Origin of the sequence: Paraburkholderia sp., assembly GCF_050742655.1 — a bacterium.
Taxonomy (GTDB): domain Bacteria; phylum Pseudomonadota; class Gammaproteobacteria; order Burkholderiales; family Burkholderiaceae; genus Paraburkholderia.
Window position 1 is genome coordinate 482000 of sequence record NZ_JBOIGG010000001.1, and the last position, 20375, is coordinate 502374.

At 60.0% G+C, this 20375-nt stretch carries 16 protein-coding genes and 1 pseudogene; 11 read left to right on the forward strand and 6 right to left on the reverse strand.

Annotated features, from left to right (window positions below):
- Positions 1 to 33: 33 nt before the first annotated feature.
- Positions 34 to 228, reverse strand: coding sequence for a DUF2905 domain-containing protein (locus tag ACREXZ_RS02150; RefSeq protein ID WP_431762359.1), 195 nt, complete (start codon positions 226 to 228; stop codon positions 34 to 36).
- Between the two features lie 31 nt (positions 229 to 259).
- Positions 260 to 1483, reverse strand: a complete 1224-nt coding sequence (locus ACREXZ_RS02155) for a class I SAM-dependent methyltransferase (protein WP_431762360.1) — start codon at positions 1481 to 1483, stop codon at positions 260 to 262.
- Positions 1484 to 1496: 13 nt separating this feature from the next.
- Between ACREXZ_RS02155 and ACREXZ_RS02160 the strand changes: the two genes are divergently transcribed.
- From ACREXZ_RS02160 to ACREXZ_RS02185, 6 genes are all read left to right on the forward strand, one after another.
- Positions 1497 to 2318 carry an SDR family oxidoreductase gene (locus ACREXZ_RS02160; RefSeq protein WP_431762361.1) on the forward strand — a complete coding sequence of 274 codons (822 nt, stop codon included), beginning with the start codon at positions 1497 to 1499 and terminating at the stop codon, positions 2316 to 2318.
- Positions 2319 to 2382: 64 nt separating this feature from the next.
- Positions 2383 to 2778 carry a dihydroneopterin aldolase gene (locus tag ACREXZ_RS02165; protein WP_431762362.1) on the forward strand — a complete coding sequence of 132 codons (396 nt, stop codon included), beginning with the start codon at positions 2383 to 2385 and terminating at the stop codon, positions 2776 to 2778.
- A 3-nt stretch (positions 2779 to 2781) separates the two neighbouring features.
- Complete coding sequence (ttcA, locus tag ACREXZ_RS02170) at positions 2782 to 3762, forward strand: tRNA 2-thiocytidine(32) synthetase TtcA (RefSeq protein ID WP_431762363.1); 981 nt, start codon at positions 2782 to 2784, stop codon at positions 3760 to 3762.
- 121 nt (positions 3763 to 3883) lie between these two features.
- Positions 3884 to 5245: a bifunctional UDP-N-acetylglucosamine diphosphorylase/glucosamine-1-phosphate N-acetyltransferase GlmU gene (gene glmU, locus ACREXZ_RS02175; protein WP_431762364.1), complete on the forward strand. Its 1362-nt coding sequence runs from the start codon at positions 3884 to 3886 to the stop codon at positions 5243 to 5245.
- Between the two features lie 55 nt (positions 5246 to 5300).
- Positions 5301 to 7118, forward strand: coding sequence for a glutamine--fructose-6-phosphate transaminase (isomerizing) (gene glmS / locus ACREXZ_RS02180; RefSeq protein WP_431762365.1), 1818 nt, complete (start codon positions 5301 to 5303; stop codon positions 7116 to 7118).
- 552 nt (positions 7119 to 7670) lie between these two features.
- Positions 7671 to 8420 (forward strand): DUF5131 family protein, encoded by a 750-nt coding sequence (locus tag ACREXZ_RS02185; protein WP_431762366.1) that lies wholly within the window; start codon positions 7671 to 7673, stop codon positions 8418 to 8420.
- A 10-nt stretch (positions 8421 to 8430) separates the two neighbouring features.
- On the opposite strand, the gene ACREXZ_RS02190 is transcribed toward ACREXZ_RS02185, so the two are convergent.
- A complete protein-coding gene (locus tag ACREXZ_RS02190; RefSeq protein WP_431762367.1) occupies positions 8431 to 9699 on the reverse strand; it encodes a three-Cys-motif partner protein TcmP in 1269 nt (422 codons plus the stop codon).
- 121 nt (positions 9700 to 9820) lie between these two features.
- On the opposite strand from ACREXZ_RS02190, the gene tcmP reads away from it, so the two are divergent.
- From tcmP to ACREXZ_RS02210, 4 genes are all read left to right on the forward strand, one after another.
- The gene (gene tcmP, locus ACREXZ_RS02195; RefSeq protein WP_431762368.1) at positions 9821 to 10660 is read left to right on the forward strand and encodes a three-Cys-motif partner protein TcmP; all 840 of its coding nucleotides are present in this window, start codon (positions 9821 to 9823) and stop codon (positions 10658 to 10660) included.
- Between the two features lie 51 nt (positions 10661 to 10711).
- Positions 10712 to 12469 (forward strand): hypothetical protein, encoded by a 1758-nt coding sequence (locus tag ACREXZ_RS02200; protein ID WP_431762369.1) that lies wholly within the window; start codon positions 10712 to 10714, stop codon positions 12467 to 12469.
- 437 nt (positions 12470 to 12906) lie between these two features.
- Positions 12907 to 16254 (forward strand): hypothetical protein, encoded by a 3348-nt coding sequence (locus ACREXZ_RS02205; protein ID WP_431762370.1) that lies wholly within the window; start codon positions 12907 to 12909, stop codon positions 16252 to 16254.
- Positions 16255 to 16466: 212 nt separating this feature from the next.
- A complete protein-coding gene (locus ACREXZ_RS02210; RefSeq protein ID WP_431762371.1) occupies positions 16467 to 16778 on the forward strand; it encodes a hypothetical protein in 312 nt (103 codons plus the stop codon).
- Between the two features lie 166 nt (positions 16779 to 16944).
- Here ACREXZ_RS02210 and ACREXZ_RS02215 read toward each other — a convergent pair whose 3' ends face one another.
- Positions 16945 to 17787, reverse strand: a complete 843-nt coding sequence (locus tag ACREXZ_RS02215; RefSeq protein WP_431762372.1) for an H-NS family nucleoid-associated regulatory protein — start codon at positions 17785 to 17787, stop codon at positions 16945 to 16947.
- A gap of 353 nt (positions 17788 to 18140) precedes the next feature.
- Between ACREXZ_RS02215 and ACREXZ_RS02220 the strand changes: the two genes are divergently transcribed.
- The gene (locus ACREXZ_RS02220) at positions 18141 to 18938 is read left to right on the forward strand and encodes a hypothetical protein (protein WP_431762373.1); all 798 of its coding nucleotides are present in this window, start codon (positions 18141 to 18143) and stop codon (positions 18936 to 18938) included.
- Here the strand turns inward: ACREXZ_RS02220 and ACREXZ_RS02225 are convergent.
- A pseudogene (locus tag ACREXZ_RS02225) lies at positions 18937 to 19050 on the reverse strand (copper-binding protein); the annotation flags it as partial. The gene ACREXZ_RS02220 and the pseudogene ACREXZ_RS02225 overlap by 2 nt on opposite strands.
- Positions 19051 to 19070: 20 nt before the next feature.
- Entirely contained in the window at positions 19071 to 20348 is a 1278-nt protein-coding gene (locus ACREXZ_RS02230) for an ATP-binding protein (protein WP_431762374.1), read from the reverse strand.
- Positions 20349 to 20375: the final 27 nt, after the last annotated feature.

Here is a 20375-nt window from a genome sequence, read left to right on the forward strand (position 1 = left end):
AAGTGATGGCACTGCGATCAGCGTCGTGTTCTTTTAGAACAACCGCGCGATCAGCGACAGCGCCATCGTCAGCACGAGCGTCGACATGAACGGAAACGGATACTCGCGACCGAACAGCCGCAGCGTCACGTCGCCGGGCATCCGGCCGATGCCGATCTTGCGTAGCCACGGCCACGAGCCGGACAGGATCGCGACGGCGATGAAAGTGGTCAGCAGCCAGCGGATCATGGTCGGCACTCGCGCATAGGGAGCAGTCGCGTCACAGCGTATGCGAGCGGTCGCCGCGCGCAAAGGCGTCGAGCGCGCCGTCGATGCCGCGCGAAAATGCGATCACCTTGAACAGCTCGCCCATCTCTGCTTCGGACAGCAGTTTCTGCACCGCATTGGCGGCTGGCAGGAACCGCGCGGCATCGGACGGATCGATCGCCGACAGCGCGTCGGTCATCCCCGCGTTCAACAGAAAGCGCGCCTGCGACGTATAGCCGAGCAGATCGGCGCCGGTTTCGACACCGGCTTCCGCGATGCCAGTGAATTCGACGTGCGCGGTGATGTCCTGCAGGCCCGGATAGACGAACGGATCGCCGTGCGCGCGATGCCGGTAATGGCACATCAGCGTGCCCTGCGCGCGCTGTGGGTGGTAGTACTCGCTGCGCGGAAAGCCGTAGTCGATGAAGAACGCCGCGCCGCTCGCGAGCATCGTGCAGACCGTGCGTGTGAATGCGCGTGCTGCGCCGTGTGTTTCGGTCACGTAGTCGCTGTCGTTAGTGCCGGCGTCGGTCTCGTCGATCTCCTGCAGCAGCGCGAGGTCCTCTGCGGAAGCGGGGGCGTTGGCTTCGTCGAGCGGACGGTCTTCGAACACGAACGCATCGTCTTTCAGCGCGACGCCGCGCTGGTGCCACACGCCGCCCGTCCGCGCGAACAGCCGGACCGGCATCGCGTCGAGCACCTCGTTGCCGATCACGACGCCTTCGAACGTGTCGGGCAGTGCGTCGAGCCAGCGCACGCGCGCCGCGAGGGCGGGCACTTCGGCTTCGAGCGTGTCGCGCTGGCGCGCGCGCAGTTCGCCGGACAGATCGACGATCGAATAACTGTCGAACGGCACCTGCGCGGCATCGAGCGCGCGCAGCAGCCCGGCGGCCAGCTTGCCGGTTCCCGCGCCGAATTCGATCACGTCGCGCGTGCCGCTGTCGGCGAGCGCCTGCGCGACCGGACGTGCGAGCGTCGCGGCGAACAGCGGCGACAGTTCCGGTGCGGTGACGAAGTCGCTGCCGTCGTCGGCGCGCCGGCCGAACTTGACCGAGCCGCCGCTGTAATAGCCGAGCCCGGGCGTGTAAAGCGCGCGTTCCATGTAGCGGTCGAACGGCAGCCAGCCGCCGGCCGCGGCCAGGTCCGCGCGAATCTGCGCGGACAACGCATACGACTGCGCGAGCGCGGTGGGGTCGGGAGCAGGTAAACTGTCGGGTTCGTGAGCTTTCGGATTCATCCCCGCATTGTAAATGACCGCTTCTTCCGACCTTTCCGCCGCCGGCGCGCCCACGGGCGCGGCCCGCGTCGTGCTGATCACCGGCGGCGCCCGCCGGATCGGTCGTGCGCTCGCGCTGGGCTTCGCCGCTCGGGGCTGGGACGTGGCGGTGCATTTCGGCGCGTCGCATGAGGGCGCCGGGCGTACCGTCGCCGACATCGTCGCGCTGGGCCGCCGCGCGGTTGCGTTGCAGGCGGATTTCGCGGTCGAGGCCGACGTTGCCGGGCTGTTGCCGGCCTGCACGGCGGCGCTCGGGTTGCCCGCGTGCATCGTCAACAACGCGTCGCTGTTCGACGAGGACACCGCGCGGGACGTCGGCTACGAGCGGCTGCTGAAGCTCACCGCGATCAACGTCGGCGCGCCGCTGGTGCTCGCGCGGATGCTGTTCGACGCGACGCCCGATGCCGCGCGCAGCGACGAGACGCAGCGCACCGCGGTCATCAACATGCTCGACCAGAAGCTGTACAACATGAATCCGGATTACCTGTCCTACACGCTCACTAAAGCCGCGCTGCAGGCCGCGACCGTGGCGCTTGCGCAGGCGCTGGCGCCGAAGGTGCGGGTGGTCGGGCTCGCGCCGGGGCTCACGCTGCAGTCGGCGGGGCAGACGCCGGAGGGCTTCGCCTCGGCGCACCGAACGACACCGCTTGGCCGCGGGTCGCGGCCCGAGGACATCGTCGCGGCCGCACTGTATCTCGCGGACGCCTCGGGGGTGACGGGTACGACGCTGGTCGTCGACGGCGGGCAACATCTGCTGCCACTGCCGCGCGACGTGATGTTTTTGACGGGCGCCTGACACGCGCAATCCCGGGCGGTCGGCCCACCTGCGTGTCCGCACGCCTTTTACGACTGGAACGAACATGTTTGCCGCTCTTTCGCATCCCCTACTCGCCGATTGCCGCCGGCTCTTCCTGCGCAATTACGAGGTGCACATCAACATCGGTGTGCACGATTTCGAAAAGCGCGGCGAACAGCGCGTGGTGATCAACGTCGAGCTGTTCGTGCCGCTCGCGCTGTCGACGCCTGTCGAAGACAAGCTGCGCGAAGTCGTCGACTACGACTTCATGCGCTCGACGATCGCGCATCGTGTCCAGCAGGGGCACATCCATCTGCAGGAAACGCTGTGCGACGACCTCGCGACTGCGCTGCTCGCGCATCCGAACGTGCGCGCGGTGCGACTGTCGACGGAAAAGCCGGACGTCTATCCGGACTGCGACGCGGTCGGCGTCGAGGTCTTCCGCATCAAGGAGAATTGAGCGATGAACGCGCCTGAATTCACCGCCACTGCTACCGTCGAAGCCGACACCGAGACGCGCCCCGCGCTCACGCGCCGCGAGCAGAAGGAAGCGTACGAGAACAACAAGCTGTTCAAGCGGCTGGCGCGGCTCGTCGGCCAGGCGGTCGGCGACTACAACATGATCGAGGAAGGCGACAAGGTGATGGTGTGCCTGTCGGGCGGCAAGGACAGCTACGCGATGCTCGACGTGCTGCTGCGCCTGCGCGAACGCGCGCCGATCCATTTCGACATCGTCGCGGTGAATCTCGACCAGAAGCAGCCCGGCTTCCCTGAGCACGTACTGCCCGAATACCTGAGGGCGCTCGGCATTCCGTTCCATATCGAGAACCAGGACACGTACAGCATCGTCAAGCGCCTCGTGCCCGAGGGCAAGACGACCTGCTCGCTGTGCTCGCGACTGCGCCGCGGCATCCTGTATCGCGTCGCCGGCGAACTCGGCGCGACGAAGATCGCGCTCGGCCATCATCGCGACGACATCCTGCAGACGCTGCTGCTGAACCTGTTCTACGGCGGCAAGCTGAAGGGCATGCCGCCGAAGCTGCAGTCGGACGACGGCCGCAACATCGTGATCCGGCCGCTCGCGTACGTGAAGGAAACCGATCTCGAGAAGTACGCCGCGCTGCGCGAATTCCCGATCATCCCGTGCAATCTGTGCGGCAGCCAGCCAAACCTGAAGCGCGCGGAAATGAAGGCGCTGATCCGCGACTGGGACAAGCGTTTTCCGGGGCGCGTCGAGAACATGTTCAACGCGCTGTCGAACGTCGTGCCGTCGCATCTGATGGACACCGGGCTGTTCCCGTTCGCCGGCCTGCGTGCGACCGGCGAGGTCGATCCGCAAGGCGACATCGCGTTCGACGAGGAACCGTGCTCGACCGATGCGGCGCCGGACGGTTTCGCCGCCGGCTCGAAGCCGATTTCGATCGTTCAGTTCGACGACCTGTAGGGGCCTCGATACCGGCCTCATATACGCCTCCAGCCGTCGCGCGGCGGCCCGGCGGGCGCCGCAGCGCAAACAGGCTGCGTGCTAGAATCGGCCGCTACCCAATCGTCCTTTCGCTTACGCCATGAACATCGTGATTTTGGCGGCGGGCACCGGCAAGCGCATGCGTTCATCGCTGCCCAAGGTGCTGCATCCTCTGGCCGGCCGGCCGCTTCTCGCACACGTCATCGATACTGCCCGTACGCTCGATCCGACCCGGCTCGTCGTCGTGGTCGGGCATGGTGCCGAGGCGGTGCGCGCCGCGGTCGCGGCACCGGACGTGCAATTCGCCGTTCAGGAGCAGCAGCTCGGCACGGGCCACGCCGTGCAGCAGGCGCTGTCGCTGCTCGATCCCGCGGTGCCGACGCTCGTGCTGTACGGCGACGTGCCGCTCACGCGCGCGTCGACGCTGAAGCGCTTCACCGATGCGGTCGGTCTCAGTGGCTACGGCGTGCTGACAGTCACGCTCGACGACCCATCCGGTTACGGACGCATCGTGCGCGACGCGAAGGCCAAGGTCGTGCGCATCGTCGAGCAGAAGGACGCGACGCCGGAGCAGCGGGCCATCGCCGAGATCAACACCGGCATTATCGCGGGGCCGACTGCGCAACTGCAGGGTTGGCTCGGTTCGCTGAAGAACGACAACTCGCAGGGCGAGTTCTATCTGACGGATGTGGTCGAGCTCGCGATCGAAGCAGGCATCGACATCGTCACGACGCAGCCCGACGACGAGTGGGAAACGCTCGGCGTGAACAGCAAGCAGCAGCTTGCCCAACTCGAACGTGTGTACCAGCGCAACGCGGCCGACGCGCTGCTCGCGGCTGGCGTAACGCTCACCGATCCGGCGCGTATCGACGTGCGCGGCACGCTCGAATGCGGCCTCGACGTCTCGATCGACGTGAACTGCGTATTCGAAGGTCGCGTCGTACTCGGCGACGACGTGACGATCGGACCGAACTGCGTGATCCGCAACGCGACGATCGGCGCGGGTACGCGGGTCGACGCGTTCACGCATATCGAAGGCGCCGAAGTCGGCGCTCACGCGGTGCTCGGACCGTACACGCGGTTGCGGCCTGGCGCGTTGCTGAAGGACGAGGCGCACGTCGGCAATTTCGTCGAAGTGAAGAACGCAGTGATCGGTCATGGCTCGAAGGCGAACCATTTGACGTATATCGGCGACGCCGACATCGGCGCGCGGGTCAACATCGGCGCGGGCACGATCACGTGCAACTACGACGGCGCGAACAAGCACCGCACGATCATCGAAGACGACGTGTTCGTCGGTTCCGACACGCAGCTCGTCGCGCCAGTGCGCGTGGGCCGTGGCGTGACGATCGCGGCGGGCACGACCGTCTGGAAGGACGTCGAGCCCGACCGGCTCGTGCTGAACGACAAGACACAGACCAGCCGCACGGGCTACGTGCGACCGACCAAAAAGAAACGCTGAACCGGCTCGCCGGCACCGCGCGTGTCCGGCCTCCATCCTCAAGGACAGATAGATCATGTGCGGAATCGTCGGCGCGGCAGCGCAACGTAACATCGTTCCCGTTCTCGTCGAAGGACTACGTCGTCTCGAATATCGCGGCTACGATTCGTGCGGCGTCGCGGTGCTCGCGAACGGCGAACCGCGCCGCGCGCGCAGCGTCGCGCGCGTCGCGGATCTCGACGAGCAGGTGAAGGACTCGCATCTCGAAGGCGTGACCGGCATCGCGCACACGCGCTGGGCGACGCACGGCGCGCCCGTCACCGACAACGCGCACCCGATCTTCTCGCGCGACGCGCTCGCGCTCGTGCACAACGGCATCATCGAGAACTACGAGACGCTGCGCGACATGCTGCGTGCGAAGGGCTACGTGTTCACGTCGCAGACCGATACCGAAGTGATCGCGCACCTGATCCACAGCGTGTATCAAGGCGACCTGTTCGCGGCGGTGAAGGAGGCCGTGCACCAGTTGCATGGCGCGTATGCGATCGCCGTACTGCACAAGGACCAGCCGCACACCGTGGTCGGCGCGCGGCAGGGCTCACCGCTCGTCGTCGGGCTCGGCGACGGCGAGAACTTCCTTGCGTCGGATGCGCTCGCGCTGGCCGGCAGCACCGAACGCTTCATCTTCCTCGAGGAAGGCGATGTCTGCGAACTGACGATCGATCGCGTGCGCATTGCCGATCGCGACGGCGACGACGTGCAACGCGAAGTGCGCCAGGTGGCCGCTTATGGCGGCGCGGTCGAACTCGGACCGTACCGGCACTTCATGCAGAAGGAAATCTTCGAGCAGCCGCGCGCGATCACCGACACGATTCCGCAAACCGATACATTCGACCCTTCGCTGTTCGGCGAAGGCGCCGAACGGGCGTTCGTCGAAAGCGACAGCCTGCTGATTCTCGCGTGCGGCACGAGCTATTACTCGGCGCTGACCGCGAAGTACTGGCTCGAATCGATTGCGAAGATTCCGACCCAGGTCGAGATCGCGAGCGAATACCGGTACCGTGAATCGGTGCCGAACCCGAAGGCGCTGGTGGTCGTGATCTCTCAATCGGGCGAAACCGCCGACACGCTCGCCGCGCTCAAGCACGCGCAGGCGCTTGGGCATCGGCATACGCTGTCGGTGTGCAACGTCGGCGCGAGCGCGATGGTGCGGCTCACCGAACTGGCGTTTCTGACACATGCGGGGCGCGAGATCGGCGTCGCATCGACGAAGGCGTTCACGACGCAGCTGGTCGGCCTGTTCGTCCTCGCGGTGACGCTGGGCAAGCTGCGCGGTCACGTGAGCGCGGCGCAGGAAGCGGACTACCTCCGCCAGCTGCGCCACCTGCCGGCGGCGCTCAACAGCGTGCTGGCGCTGGAGCCGCAGATCATCGCGTGGTCGGAGGAGTTTTCGCGCAAGGAGCACGCGCTGTTCCTCGGGCGCGGGCTGCACTATCCGATCGCGCTCGAAGGCGCGTTGAAGCTCAAGGAAATCTCGTACATCCACGCCGAAGCGTACCCGGCTGGCGAGCTGAAGCATGGACCGCTCGCGCTCGTCACCGAGGCGATGCCGGTCGTCACGGTGGCGCCGAACGATGCGCTGCTTGAGAAGCTGAAGTCGAACATCCAGGAAGTGCGCGCGCGCGGTGGCGAGCTGTACGTGTTCGCGGATGCGGACACGCGCATCGTCAACGACGAAGGGCTGCATGTGATCCGGATGCCAGAGCACTACGGGATGTTGTCGCCGATCCTGCACGTCGTGCCATTGCAGTTGCTGGCTTATCACACGGCTTGTGCGCGGGGGACGGATGTGGATAAGCCGCGGAATCTGGCGAAGTCGGTGACGGTGGAGTGAGCAACCGTCTTGATAGTCGAGAGAGTGCTGAGTTGCATTAATTTCAGTTACGAAGCCTTGATTCAGTTTTGGTTACGGGGGTTGTTACCTGCCGCTGAGCCTTACCTGACAGGGCGTAACCAGAATTAATGTCAAAGGGGTGCTGGAGCATTTTTCAGCGCCCCTTTTTTGCGATTGCCCTCAGATTTTTTGCTTTGCGTGCCGTCGCAGCGCACCATGACCGAGATGTTCGCTGGAAATGAATGCGTTCCTTGTCCTGTTTTATAAGCCTTGCTGGTATTGGCCGGGAGCACTTTCTCCGAACGCACCGGCCGGCGCATAGGCCGGGCCTATTTCCTGCCCTCACTCAATCATATTTACTCATATACTGTATAAATATACAGTCTCGGTCTCTATACTGCTGAGGCGTCTTACGCGGATGCTCGGTCCACTTTTCTCTCGCTTGTCGCATGGAAGCATCCGGACAAACGCGACCACATGACGAAAGTATGGCTATTTCGTAGCAGCCGCAGGAAGCCCGATAAAATCGCAACCTAATTGAGAGGTCGAATAATGAGCGGTGGGCAAAGCAAAATTGAGTGGACGGAGCGCACGTGGAACCCGACTGTGGGTTGCACGAAAATCTCCAAGGGCTGCAAAAACTGCTACGCCGAAGGCATGGCGAAGCGTCTGCACGCCATGGGGACTCCAGGCTATGAAAATGGCTTCAAGCTGACCGTTTTGCCCAACCGCTTGGACGAGCCGCTGAAGCGGAAAATCCCGACGGTCTACTTCGTCAACTCGATGTCGGACCTGTTCCACCGCTCCGTGTCGGACGCCTACATCACGCAGGTGTTCGATTCGATTCGAGCATGCCCTCAGCACACCTTCCAGATACTCACGAAGCGAGCAGAGCGCTTGGCGTCCTATTGCAGCCGCCGAGAGATACCAGCGAATGCGTGGCTTGGCGTGACCGTCGAGGACCGCCGGCACGGCCTACCAAGAATGGACGAGCTGCGTCGCGTGGAAGGCGGTGTTCGCTTCTTGTCGGTCGAGCCGCTGCTCGAGGACTTGGGCGCCCTGAATCTCGAAAACATCGATTGGGTAATCGTCGGCGGGGAGTCCGGCCCGAAGGCACGCCCGATGCTCGAAGACTGGGTGCAGAACGTCAAGGTCCAGTGCGAAGAGCAAGGCGTGAAGTTCTTCTTCAAGCAATGGGGCACGTGGGGGAGCGACGGCGTGCGCCGCTCCAAGACAGCCAACGGCCGGCTTCTTGAAGGACGCACCTGGGACGATATGCCCGAACGAGCTCTGCTAACCTGACCACGCCGGCTCAGGTGAACCGCAGTTGCCGGGAGTATTCGATGATGTCGGTCGGGCGATACAGCTTCGACGGTCGCCGCGCTCGGTCTTCTTTGTTCGATACTGCGATGGTCCCTGCGGCGTGCAGGCTACGGAGCACCTTCTGGAGACGAGCTTCGTCCGCGATTGTGTTCGAGATATTTCCCGTGAACAGTTGCGCGACCGAGACAGGTTGCTGCTGACTGGCTAATACGCGACCGAGGTCGTCGGTCAGCGTTTCAATACAGCGTTGCTCCCCACTTCTATCGAACAGAAGTGACGACTGGCCGTTGTATTCCTCATCGCGTTTCGGGTCATAGCCAAGGATGAAGAGCCCTGGTTCAAGCTCATGTCCGAACTCGCTTGAATGGTCCCAATGCAGTGACTTCATGACGTCGTGTGCCTTGTAGCGCTGCGACAAATGCACGAGCCAGTAGCTCCAAGGGTTCGCTGCGTTAGGGCGAACAAAGAACAACGTCATAAACGGCGCGCCCGTTTCCTCCTTAATGCCGTGCGCGACGTATCTTTGCAGCGATGCCCGGCCATGCTCCGCCTTGATTTGTCCGAGGTGCTCCCATGGGATGTAGCCTTCGAGGTCAACGCCGCGGACCGCCTTCCGATTCGTTTCTCTGTCACTGATGTACGTAAGCAGGGAATCGACGTTGAAGGTCATGATGACCTCGGCACCTGGTAGCTCCGACATCAACCATCGAAGCGTGCTCATCGGTATGGCGTTGTAGCTGTACTGGTCGAGCAGAAAGATGGAGCGAAAGCCACCGCGACGCTGTTTGATTCGCGCGACGATTCCAGGCAATTCGTCTACGAAACTCGCATTCCGGATGGTCGTTCGCAGATAATCCATGTCAGCGATAGTCCCTTCCGCGCGCCGCTTATCAATGTGTTCGCGCAGATACCTTGCTGACTCTCGCCGTTTCTCGATGAAGAAGAACTCGGCGTCGACCTCGCGTTCCGTAACTTTGCGACCAACATTTATGCTGGCGCGAGCCGCGTGCGTCGCGCGCATCATCAAAGGTGGCGTTCCATCGACCGATATGCCAGCTTCGCTGATGTACTCCCCTCCACCCGCAAAACCATCGACCAATGACAAAGTCAGCTTCGGAATAATGGCCTGAGACATCACCGTTTCGATGTATCTCTGAACGTAGCTTTCGACAATCGAGTGCTTTACGGCACTGTGCTGGTCGAGAATCGGCGGCGGCTTCCCAACTTGCCAGAGATACTTATCTTTTGACTTTGCCATTCGCTGTGTTATTTGGTGTGGCCCTTGGTCTCTCGAAAGATTATCAGGTTTTAGTAAATATTTCGAAACCACGGCATACTATTTAATCTCCCCATTGAGCCCCCAAAACGGGACACAAAGCGTGAACAGCAAACAGGAAGACGAGGTTGCCATCGACCCTGCCGATGGTTTGCCGGTCATGAAGGTTGGCGCCTGGTCCGAAGACAAGCATGTGGCGCTGTCACGCTACGTCGACGCCGCTCGAAAGGCCCGTGGGAAGTGGCCTTACGCGTCGTTCATCGACCTTTTCTCCGGTCCGGGACGCGTCATGAACCGAGATTCCAAGACAATCTCGGACGGTGGAGTGTTATCGGCATGGCGCATGTCGAAAAAGGGCGGCGCTCCGTTTAACGAGATTTACATCGGTGACGCGGATGCTGACAATGTGGAGGCATGCGCAACGCGCCTTCGCTCCGCTGGCGCCAACGTCCAGGCACGCGTAGGCAAAGCATCCGAAACCGTCGACTGGGTGCTCGATGCCCTTCCACGGGGATTGCACTTCGCCTTTCTCGACCCGTTCAACATCGAGCACCTAGAGTTCGATATTATCCGCAAGCTGTCCGTTCGGCCGAATATCGACATCCTGATTCACTTCAGCGTGATGGACGTCCAGCGAAACATCGGTGGCGACTTCAGCCTGGCCAGCTCCAGGCTGGACGCGGCAGCGCCAGGCTGGCGCAACAATCTTCAGCTCGATTCAGTCCCGAAGCGCGAGCAGGTCGGTGCCTACCTTGAATACTGGGAATCGCTTGTGACCGACCTGACCAAAATGCATGTCGCACAGAGCAAGCCACTCTTCGTCAACATGAACAAGGGGCCTCTATATCGGCTCATCCATCTCGCCCGCCATCCCCTCGCGACGAAGCTTTGGAACGACGCGGCGATACCTAGTTCGCGCCAACAGTCGCTGCCGGGGTTCTAAAGCGCTTCGGATTCCGCTCCATTCTTCGCAGGTCCTTCCACCGCGCCTTATATGTTCGACTATCTCCGCAACTTCCCCATCGCCGCAGAGCTTCTTCCTCACCGTCTTCGCGACTTGCTGTCCCCTATCGGCATGGGGTCGGACTATCCCGTCGAGGTATGCAGCACTTTCGAGCATGACCGAGACAATGCTGCATACGAATGCCTGCACATGCTCATGGCTCTTGTCGAGGATGCGGATGAACAGCATCTTCCCGCCCTCCATAGCGAGGAAGGAGTGGTTGCCTTCTCCGTTCCGGACATCCGCGAAAAGGGTGCGGTACGCAACTTCTCGCCGAACATTGATGGTCACGACTATATTGTCGCAGCTTGGGGAGACGGTTCGTTCTACGCCTACAACTTGGCGGAGAAGGTGTGGATGGCTCTTGGTCTGGTACCGAGATGTATCGGCAACGACATCCAAAAACTGGTGTACGACGACTTGCAAGTCCCGACGACTCATATCGCCGAAGGCGAGATTTCCGGTCGCTATTTCTGGGAGCCATCGCGCGATATTCGATGGACGATGTCGAACGAATATTTACGCAAGTACCTATGGATGCGAGGGGCTCAAGGAGCGCGCGTGTTCTTCTATGAGGCGACCGTTCAAGACCGGCCCGAGCTACGAGCGTTGATGGGCGCCGACAATCGCTTCGACTTCGAAGAGGAAGGTCATTGGTGCTCGGTCAGCTTGCTTGAAATCGACCGGCGCATACGCCTGCAAGTTTGGGCAACGGTCGTCGTGGTGTCCTGCGAGCGGCTCCCGGAACAGATAGCTTATGGCCTCCGGTGGCCAGGCATTACCGAACCTGTCACGCGCGCATTCGTAGACCAGCTGGATGACCGCACTTTCGTATTTTTGAACGACAAGTTTCTTGAGCAATACGAGCAAGACGCTTTCTACGACAGCATACCGGTCAAGGTCTTTGGCACCTATTGGGTCAACAGCCCCTCATATCATGGTAAATGGGCGTTCACGGACTGCAAGCGCGTCGGTCGGAACATCATCAGGGTTCGGCTACGCGACCTCTACAGGGGCATACCGGCTCGAGAGACTCTTCATGCCCATAGCTACGCGATGGACCCAGACGTCGTCGCACAGCTCGATGATGCCGAAGAGCATATCGTCGCGAAAACTGAAAGGCTTGCGAAGGAGCTACTTGACCTCGCGGACAACCTTTGTGAACTTGGTGCCGCTATCGGCATTGAGTTGGAGCCAGTCAGCCTTATCAAGCTATCCCGCGCCTCTATCGAGGCGAACGGATGGACGACTGCCCCAGCGTTGGTGCAACTCGCGCGGGTGGCGCCGCTTGAGATGTCCCAGCAGGCGTTCCTGAGCCGGTGTAAGGCTCTTCATGAGATTTGGCAGGTCATTCCCGAAGGCGTATTGAAGAGGCTCCTGATAGCGTCCGGTATCGACAGGAAGGAATTGGCTGACTACCGCAGCCTGAGACTTCTACAAGCGCTGCTGAATGTGTTGGAGAGTCTCGATGGCCACCAGGAAGATGCCAGCGCGTTCGCAAGCGAGAATGCTCCAGAAAACTGGGCACGGCGAAACGAGCGTCTTGCCGCCCTGTTCGTGCTTAGGGACCTTCGGACCGCCGATGCTCATACGCTCACTACGGAAGGGATTCAACGGCTTGAGGAGCTCGGGTTCGATAGAGCAACCCTGCATCCGGGCTACGGCGGTGCCCTCGATTTCATCTTCAATGGCGTCATCAACTCGTTCGCAGCGGTCAACCAGATGCTTAAAAGCGTACTAAATCGTTGAGACAGGCCCTCAGCTCGATGCATGAGCGCCTCGTGGAGACGCGACATCGCGCTGTAGGACATCCTCTAGCCAAGCGCAGTTGAGCACTGCAAGATACTGACGAGCCCTCGCCAGTCTGATGATTGTCGCCGCCCAACAGTGAGCAGTATCGGTCGGTGAGTCCTAAATTCTGGTACTCAAACGCCGGTTTGGGTTTGTCGCAATCGTTGAAGACATTTGGCCGTCCTTCCACAGTCGAAAAAAAGAGCATGCGTGCATGTCTTGCCTTTCGTGTAGGACGAGAGTAGAACACGCAAAATTTCTGCAAGGACTAGAGCAGAGTGAGGGCATCGTTCATCCCGTCGTTATTGCAAGACCTGGCCATATGATTTCAAAATAATCGCGGTCGCGGCCAGGATAATATTGCAGCAAACCATACGGACCGGACGAGGCAAGTGATGCAGCGCGCATCTTACGACGACGAAAAGAACGAAGCTCCTGCCCATAGCCCCGCGAGTTTTATGCGGGCGCGACGGCCCGAACTCTACTCAGATTCCATCCTCGTCGAAGAGCGGGGAATGGACCGCAGCCAGTTTGAGTTCCACCTCCACACGCTTACCCAGCGCAAGGAGGAAACTCGTTTTGAACATTTCTGCCGGCGACTCGGCGAGAAAGAGCTGTGTCCAAACCTGTTGCCACAAACTGGTCCAACGGGCGGTGGCGATAGCAAGGTCGATAGCGAGACCTATCCGGTGGCGGAGTCAATCGCGGACCGCTGGTACGAGGGCGACCCCAGCCGCGCGGCAAGCGAGCGATGGGCTTTCGCCTTCAGCGCAAAGGCGGATTGGAAGCCTAAGGTAAAGGACGATGTCCGCAAGGTAGCGGAGACCAGACGGGGATACACGGTCGTCTACTTTATGACTAACCAGGCTGTCGCAGACCGGGAGCGGGCTAAGGTCGAGGACGAGCTACGCGCGAAGTGGAATTTCGATGTGCGCATTCTGGACCGCACCTGGATTGTCGACCGGGTAGTTCAGAACGGCCGTTGGGATGTCGTCTACCAAACGCTGGACATCCTGGCCCCGGTGGGACGCGAGCACACAAAGATAGGCCCCCTGGACACCCAGCGGGAACAGGAGCTCGAAGAACTCGACAAGCTCATCGAGAATACTGCGCGATACATCGGCGCGGGCTGGCAGTTGTTCGAGGACTGCCTGCAGAGCGCACTCGTTGCCCGGGCGCTCGGCCGTCCACGCTCAGAGGTTGATGGTCGTTTCGACCGCGCTCAACGCCTTGCGGAAAAGCACAGCAGTCAGCGGCAGCTGTTTCAGGTCCACTATCACAGAGCGTGGACAGCAAACTGGTGGTATGACGACTACTCGGAACTCAATCGCCTATATGAACTGGCGGAGCCCATTGGCCTGTCGTCGGAGCACGTTTGGGACGTCGACAAGCTCGAGAACCTATGGCAGGTCGGGATAGCGTGGACCCGCGCAGGTGGAATCGCTCGTCCAGAGGAGTGGGCGCCACGGACTGAGCGCTTGAGAGAAGCGCTTCTTCGCCATGCGATGGATTCGAATCGACCCACGAGTGCGCTTTGGGCACGTACGCAGTTGCTTTTTATAGACCTCAACGCAGCCGTCGGAAACGAAGACGAAATCGCGGCCACCTTGTCGGGATTGAAGGCCGTTCTAAAGGAAGCCGACGGGCACATAGATTACCCGGCTGATACCGTCGCCCGGATAATTGAAGAGTTGGCTGAGGTGCTTGGAAGCAGCGACGTTGTTGACGAGGTCTTCGAGGCCGCAGTGGCGCTTCGCGCAAAGAGGTTTGGGAGGGGAAAGGAAGGTGAAATGCGGCTTCGGCGCGGCCTGCAAAAGCTCAACAGCGGAAGCCATTATGCCGCCATCCGCCAATGCGCCGCCGCTCAGACGCTTCTAGCGCAGGAGGAGCACAGAGATGACTTCGTGCGGGCTGTTGCCGCAACCGGGTTGGCCTATGAGGCAGCCGGCTTGCTGTGGGCTGCTCGTAGCAATCTGGTCGTTGCTTTAGGCAGGGCGATGTCTGAATACCAAAAAGACGGAAAAATTCCGGGTGTGGCGCTGTCATTCCTACGGAAACTTGTGTGGCTTGAACTCCAGCTTGGTCGCATACCGTGTGTACTTGGGTGGCTTTCGTGGTTCGAACCATTGATGACAATCGTTGGGCCGGACGAAACGACGGAGATGGAGGTCCGCCAAGAGTACGCGCACGTGGACACCGTGCTCGGAATTTTGATGTTGAGAACGGCGTTCTCCGACTTGCCAGTTCTGACATGGGTTCCAGACTCGTTCGATAGCAAAGCACTGCCAATGTCGAGCGTCGCCATGCTGTTCAGCCTGGGAGATATGGAGAGGTTACGGGCCGAGTTGGGAGACAGTGGGGTCGAAGGGATGGACAAGGTAATGATTGGCTGGCTGATGCAGCCTGCCGCCTCCGACTTACCGGCCGTCGCTCAGTGGAATACAGGGCCGACAGTCTCAATGCGAACCGTGATTCTGGGTTGTGTAATTGAGTGCGTCGCTGAATCCGACGTTTCAGCAGTGTTGACGGCAGAAGCATTGCTAGGATTTCTGGAAGCCTTGCTATCTACGTCAATTGACCAGTCGCGCTACGCGGCGTCGTCCATCGAATATCTTCGGTTGGACGTCGTTGTTGGTACAGGTCGCGGCGACGTTGTGCCACTGACCCACGAGACAGTCGAGGACGATTGTGGAGAGGTGAGTATACGAGTCGTTTTATCTAGCTTAACCGCGCCTCGGATGGCCCAGCATTCGCGATTCAGCAAAGCCCTCCTTGGTCTTCTTGGAGACGTGCTCGGTCAACTCTGCCTTTCGTCAATGTCCGAGTCGCTAAGAAAGCTGTTCGATGAAGATGGGTCGATAGACCGGGCTTTAATGGTCGCACGCTCCACAATCTCTACCTGCAACGTCCTGGGCGACTCCCCCAAATATTGGGCGAAAGACTGGGCGTCAGAATGGCAAGGTAACGTCAGCAAGGTGCATCGGACTAACGCATGGAATGAAGGCATGCCGGCTGTAACTCCTATCTCGACTGGAACTGACGACAAGGTATCGAAGAGACTGGAGTTCGCCGACGGCCCACCTCCAGATGACCTCTTCGGGGTCGACGGTCTTACCCACAAAAAAATGCGTGTTCATTCACCGATTAACATGCATTTGTGGGACCGCGCCCGTTGGGGTGGCTGCGCATATGCGGGTTACATCGGTAGCCCCCCTAAAATGCATCTTTGCTTCGACGACATACAATCCGGCGAAAAGATATTTCGAGGTTGGCGGAAGCGAGTCGGGCGAGTGGATGCCGAAGGCTGGATTGGCCTCACCATCATTACCGGAGTGGACCGTGCCAATCCCTCGCATTACCTAGTTTCAATCAGCGTCGGCGAAGACTATATTGCCAGCAAATCCGGTCCCAACCAATTCTTTACCATGGTATCTCGTAGCAAGGAGATGACCCCGAAAGACACCAGGAATCTGGACATCTTCCTGCGCGAATTCAGGAAGTATGATGGATTTTTTCTGGCGCCTGCAGGGATGTCCAATGGAAATTTAGTCATGCCTGAGCATCTCGCGGATTTGGCTATTATCAAGCGCAAACTGAGCGTGATTGAGGCTTGGGCCGTCGGGCCGAACCATCCGGCAAGCGTATCGTTGCAGGGCGTGACCGACCCGGTGATTCCGGCAGGCACCATAGACGTCCCATTTCGACGACTGCAAGAAGTGTCCAAGTCTCGAGGAAAAGCGTAAGCCTCCAAGTAAGACGTGCCGCAGGCACGTTGCACAGCGCAGGTCGGCGCGGTCAATGGCGTTGCGGAGAATACCGTTGGCCCAAGGCACGGGATGGCCCGGCACCGTCGCTATCATCAGGCCGGACTCCTGGCGATAGAATCGGTAGGCTGATTGTGACGAATGACGCTGTTTGCCTATGCTGGTTCTAACCGACAACATGGAGCCGACACATGGAAGTGAGCACAGAAACGCTTGTTGACATGCTGCGAGAAGTCGAGGCCGACGACCCCATTGACTACGCAGACCTTCCGTTTGGAGAGCAGGAGCTCAGGCGCCTTGTCATGAGCTCTCTCGTTGAGCGTCATCACCAGGTCGAAGCCGGCAACATGTCGGTTTCCGCCATACACGCGCTATACCTGCTGAGCACCGCGAAACTGATTCTTGAAAACACGGTGCTTCACGCGAGGCTGCTCCTGCTACAAGGACAGCAGATTGACGTGCAGTCGCTCCTGGCTCCATTCACCCTCAAAGGCAAGCCGTAATTCGTTCATGCGGGCCTTCAATTGCACGGTGACCTGCAGTGGCCAAGGATGTGATTAGGCATCGAGAAGTCTAGCTGTAGCGTCGCCAAGTCGATGAAGGTGAATCGAATGACGCCCGCCGAAGCGATACGCTCCGGCGGGCGGGCATCAATCACGGAGCGCTCAGTTATGCGCTCAATTCCAGCGACGCTTCCGGTGCGACGGTGCTGTTTGCGGCATTCGCAGCAACCGCGTTGACCGCAACAGCCTTCTTGGCAGCCACCTTCTTTACGACCGGACGCTTCGCCGGCGTGGCAGCGACCTTCTTCGCTGCAACCTTTTTGCTGGCAGCAGGAGATGCTGCGACAGTTGCCTTCTTACCAGCGGCTACCTTCTTGTCGACAGGCGCCTTCTTCGCAACGGCTTTTCTTGTAACGGTCTTCGGCTTGCTCGTTTCCGCCCCCGGGGCAGCGGCAGCCGCCCCTTCAATCAGAAACCGCGTCCGGTCCTTCGTGCCAGCCAACCAAGCAGGAGCCGGACCACGTCCGCTCCACGTCGCGCCCGACTTGGGGTCTCGATATTTGGCCGGCTGCGGGCCTTTAGGTTGTCCATATTGAGCAGTTGCGCGGACAGCAGTCGAAGCTTTTTTGACCACAGTCTTTGCCTTGCCAACAGTGCTGGTAGTTGCAGCGACGACGGCATCGGCGCCATCGCCGATAAGGAATTTGCTGCGGTCCTTTGCGTTTGCAATCCAACCCGGAGCGCGCCCGTGTCCGGACCAGGTGGCACCGGTTTTCGGGTCCTGATATTTCGCTACGGAGGTCTTCGAGACGACCACAGAACTAGCTGCTGCTTTCGGTCCGCGTTTCTTGCCGCCAACATACGCTTCAATATCCGCGGTCGTCAGACCGTGCTTTGACATCAGGTCGCGAATCTTTTCGATAACGGTCGACGACTGCTTCGCGATGAGCGCTTCTGCTTGAGTCTGCAGCTTTTGAATTTTTGCTTGCAAGGATTCCAGGGTGGGCATTCCCGCCTCCGTAGTTGAGATGGCCGAACTATGACATGCACAGGGCTGAGTGCGCTAGTTCTGGTCGAATCGTCGAACCATTGGGGACAGCAATCGGACAGTCAGCGACATGCATCGCGATTTTCTCGAACCGAGTCGATTGAATCTTTCCGCATGGAACGTGGCTATCCGCGTCGAGGACTTGCAAAACTTCAAGAGTCGGCAGTAGGCTCGCAAGCCCGCGCGGCCAACGAACACATTAAAGTTCAAGAGCGAGTAACCGATAGAACTATGCAGCAGTGACTACCTAAAAAACGCGGACTGCGGCCGATACAGTCGTGCGCTGCTCCATAGAGAACGGATATCTACGAGTCATGAGCACACAATCAAGCAAAAAAATGGCACCCATCTCGCAACAGAGTTTGAAAACTGACGATGTCACTTCGCGCCCTTCGCTTCCTGCGATACCGCTTACAGCGGTCATCATCAGCGGCTTTGCTCTCACTGGCGCAATCTTTCTATGGCTACTGCGCAATGCGGGGCACGCGTATCGACTTGGCTATTTGCTCGGCTTTGGTTTCCAGCCAGACGCGCTACCGTGGAGTGCCGACGACCTCATCTACCTGGGCTACTACGCACAAGGGGACTATCTTGTACCTCTGCTTGGGTTGTTCGTCGTCTTCGCCGTGTTATTTGCAGTGGTCTTCGTTGCAAGCAACCTTGTAAAGGGTCGCGCGGCGCGGAAGCAAGCGGCAAAGCCCGCGAAGGTAAACGAGGGCAAATCGATAAACCTCGTCACGACCGAAGTGATGTTTTTCGGGGTGGCAGCAATTGTGATTATCGTTCTGCTTGTGTGCAGTGTCGTGCCGCTTGCTCTCCTTGGACCTGTTCGCAATAGAGGCGAAAATGATGCGGTAAAGGCAATGACCGCGATACGGCATTGGGATGTCAAGGAACTGAAATCACATGAGATGAAGTTTGTCGAAATTATCCGCGAAAAAGGAGGACCGGTATCTGGAGTGCCCATCTCATGCACCGACAAGCTATGCGCCATTTATTCCCCGGTCGGTCCCATCCATGCTCACACGGTACCGCTCACTGATATTGTCTCGTGGTCGACCATCGAACTGGAGAGCGTCCCTCAGAATGAGAGGAGCGTCCAACCACGATGAACGCCATCGTCATCGGTGGCATGCCGACGTTTTCAAGCGCGCCGCGCTTTAGCTTGACCATGCCGGTCTCCGCGTCTACCTTCTTCACCTCGGCATTGGTGAGCGCGGTGTACTCCGAAGACGGCAACGGCTTCAAGGAACGCTGCTCGTCTGGCGAAGAGACTGAAGAAAGCGGGCGCGAAATCCACCCTTGACGTTCGCGAGCACCAGGCGCCCACCTGAGCGTCGCGCGATTTCTGAAACGATAGAGAGACCCAGTCCGCTTCCCGACGCAACCGAATGGTTCAGCCGATAAAACGGCTCCAGCACGCGTTCAAGTTCGTTGTCTGGTATGCCAGGTCCTGTATCGGTGACCTCGAATATCAGCTCGCCCTCTCTCTCAAAGGCCGACACATCGACCTTCCCGCCATCTGGCGTGTATCGCACGGCGTTGTCGACGAGGTTCCTCAGCACCACTGCCATGGATGACGCATCAACCACCACGTCGATGTCGTCAACCTGCTCAATCCCGAGGTCGATGTCCTTTGCGCGGGCAAGTCCGATGCTGGCATTGATGGCGTCAGTCACGGCAGCACTCAACGACCACGCTGCCGGCTGCTCCAGTGTTGCCTGCTCTGACCTCGCCAGGGCCAGCAGTTGCTCCACCAGCCGGTGGGTACGTCGCAATCCAGCCTGAAAGGCTGAGAGTCGCTCACGAGCATCGGGTGACGTAATGGTTGCGCCCAGGTTACCCGCTTGCAACGACAGGGCGGCAAGTGGCGAACGCAACTCGTGCGCCGCGCTCGCGACAAAGCGGCGCTGATGACCAATGGCGTCTTTCAGTCGCGCGATGAGGTTGTTAATCGACCGGACAAACGGCAGCACTTCAGTGGCGATGCCTTCTTCAGGTAGCGGCTCGAGCGAGGCATCCGTTTGCCGGTCCACGACCGTCGCCAGATTTGAAAGCGGCGCCAGTTTCGTTCTGACAATAACAACGACGACCGCAAACAGAACCGGCATCAGGAGAAGCACGGGCACGAGCGTCCTCATTGCACCGTCCCTGGCAATTTCGTCACGCAATGCAGAAGGCTCCGCGACGGCGACGCGCTCACCGGTTCGCAGCGTACGGATGTTGACGCGCCAACTCTGTCCGCTGCCGTCCAGGTCGTAAAATCCGTCGGTCATCCCATGAGGAATCGTGAGTCCCGCGGCCTGCGACATGCCAGCCGACGTCTCGCTTAGTCGGTCGATGACGACTTTGACGTCTGAGTCCTGAGAGCTCTCGACCGAAGACCGCGTTCCCGTGAGCGCCAGTGCGTGGCTGTCAATCAGGGCGGCAATTTCGTTCAGCTGGCCATCCTGCAACGCTCGCGCTTCCTGGTAGGCGAACGCGAAAGAAAAACCGCATGCGAGTACACCTACCACTGCCATCACACCGCCAATCCATGCCGAGAGCTG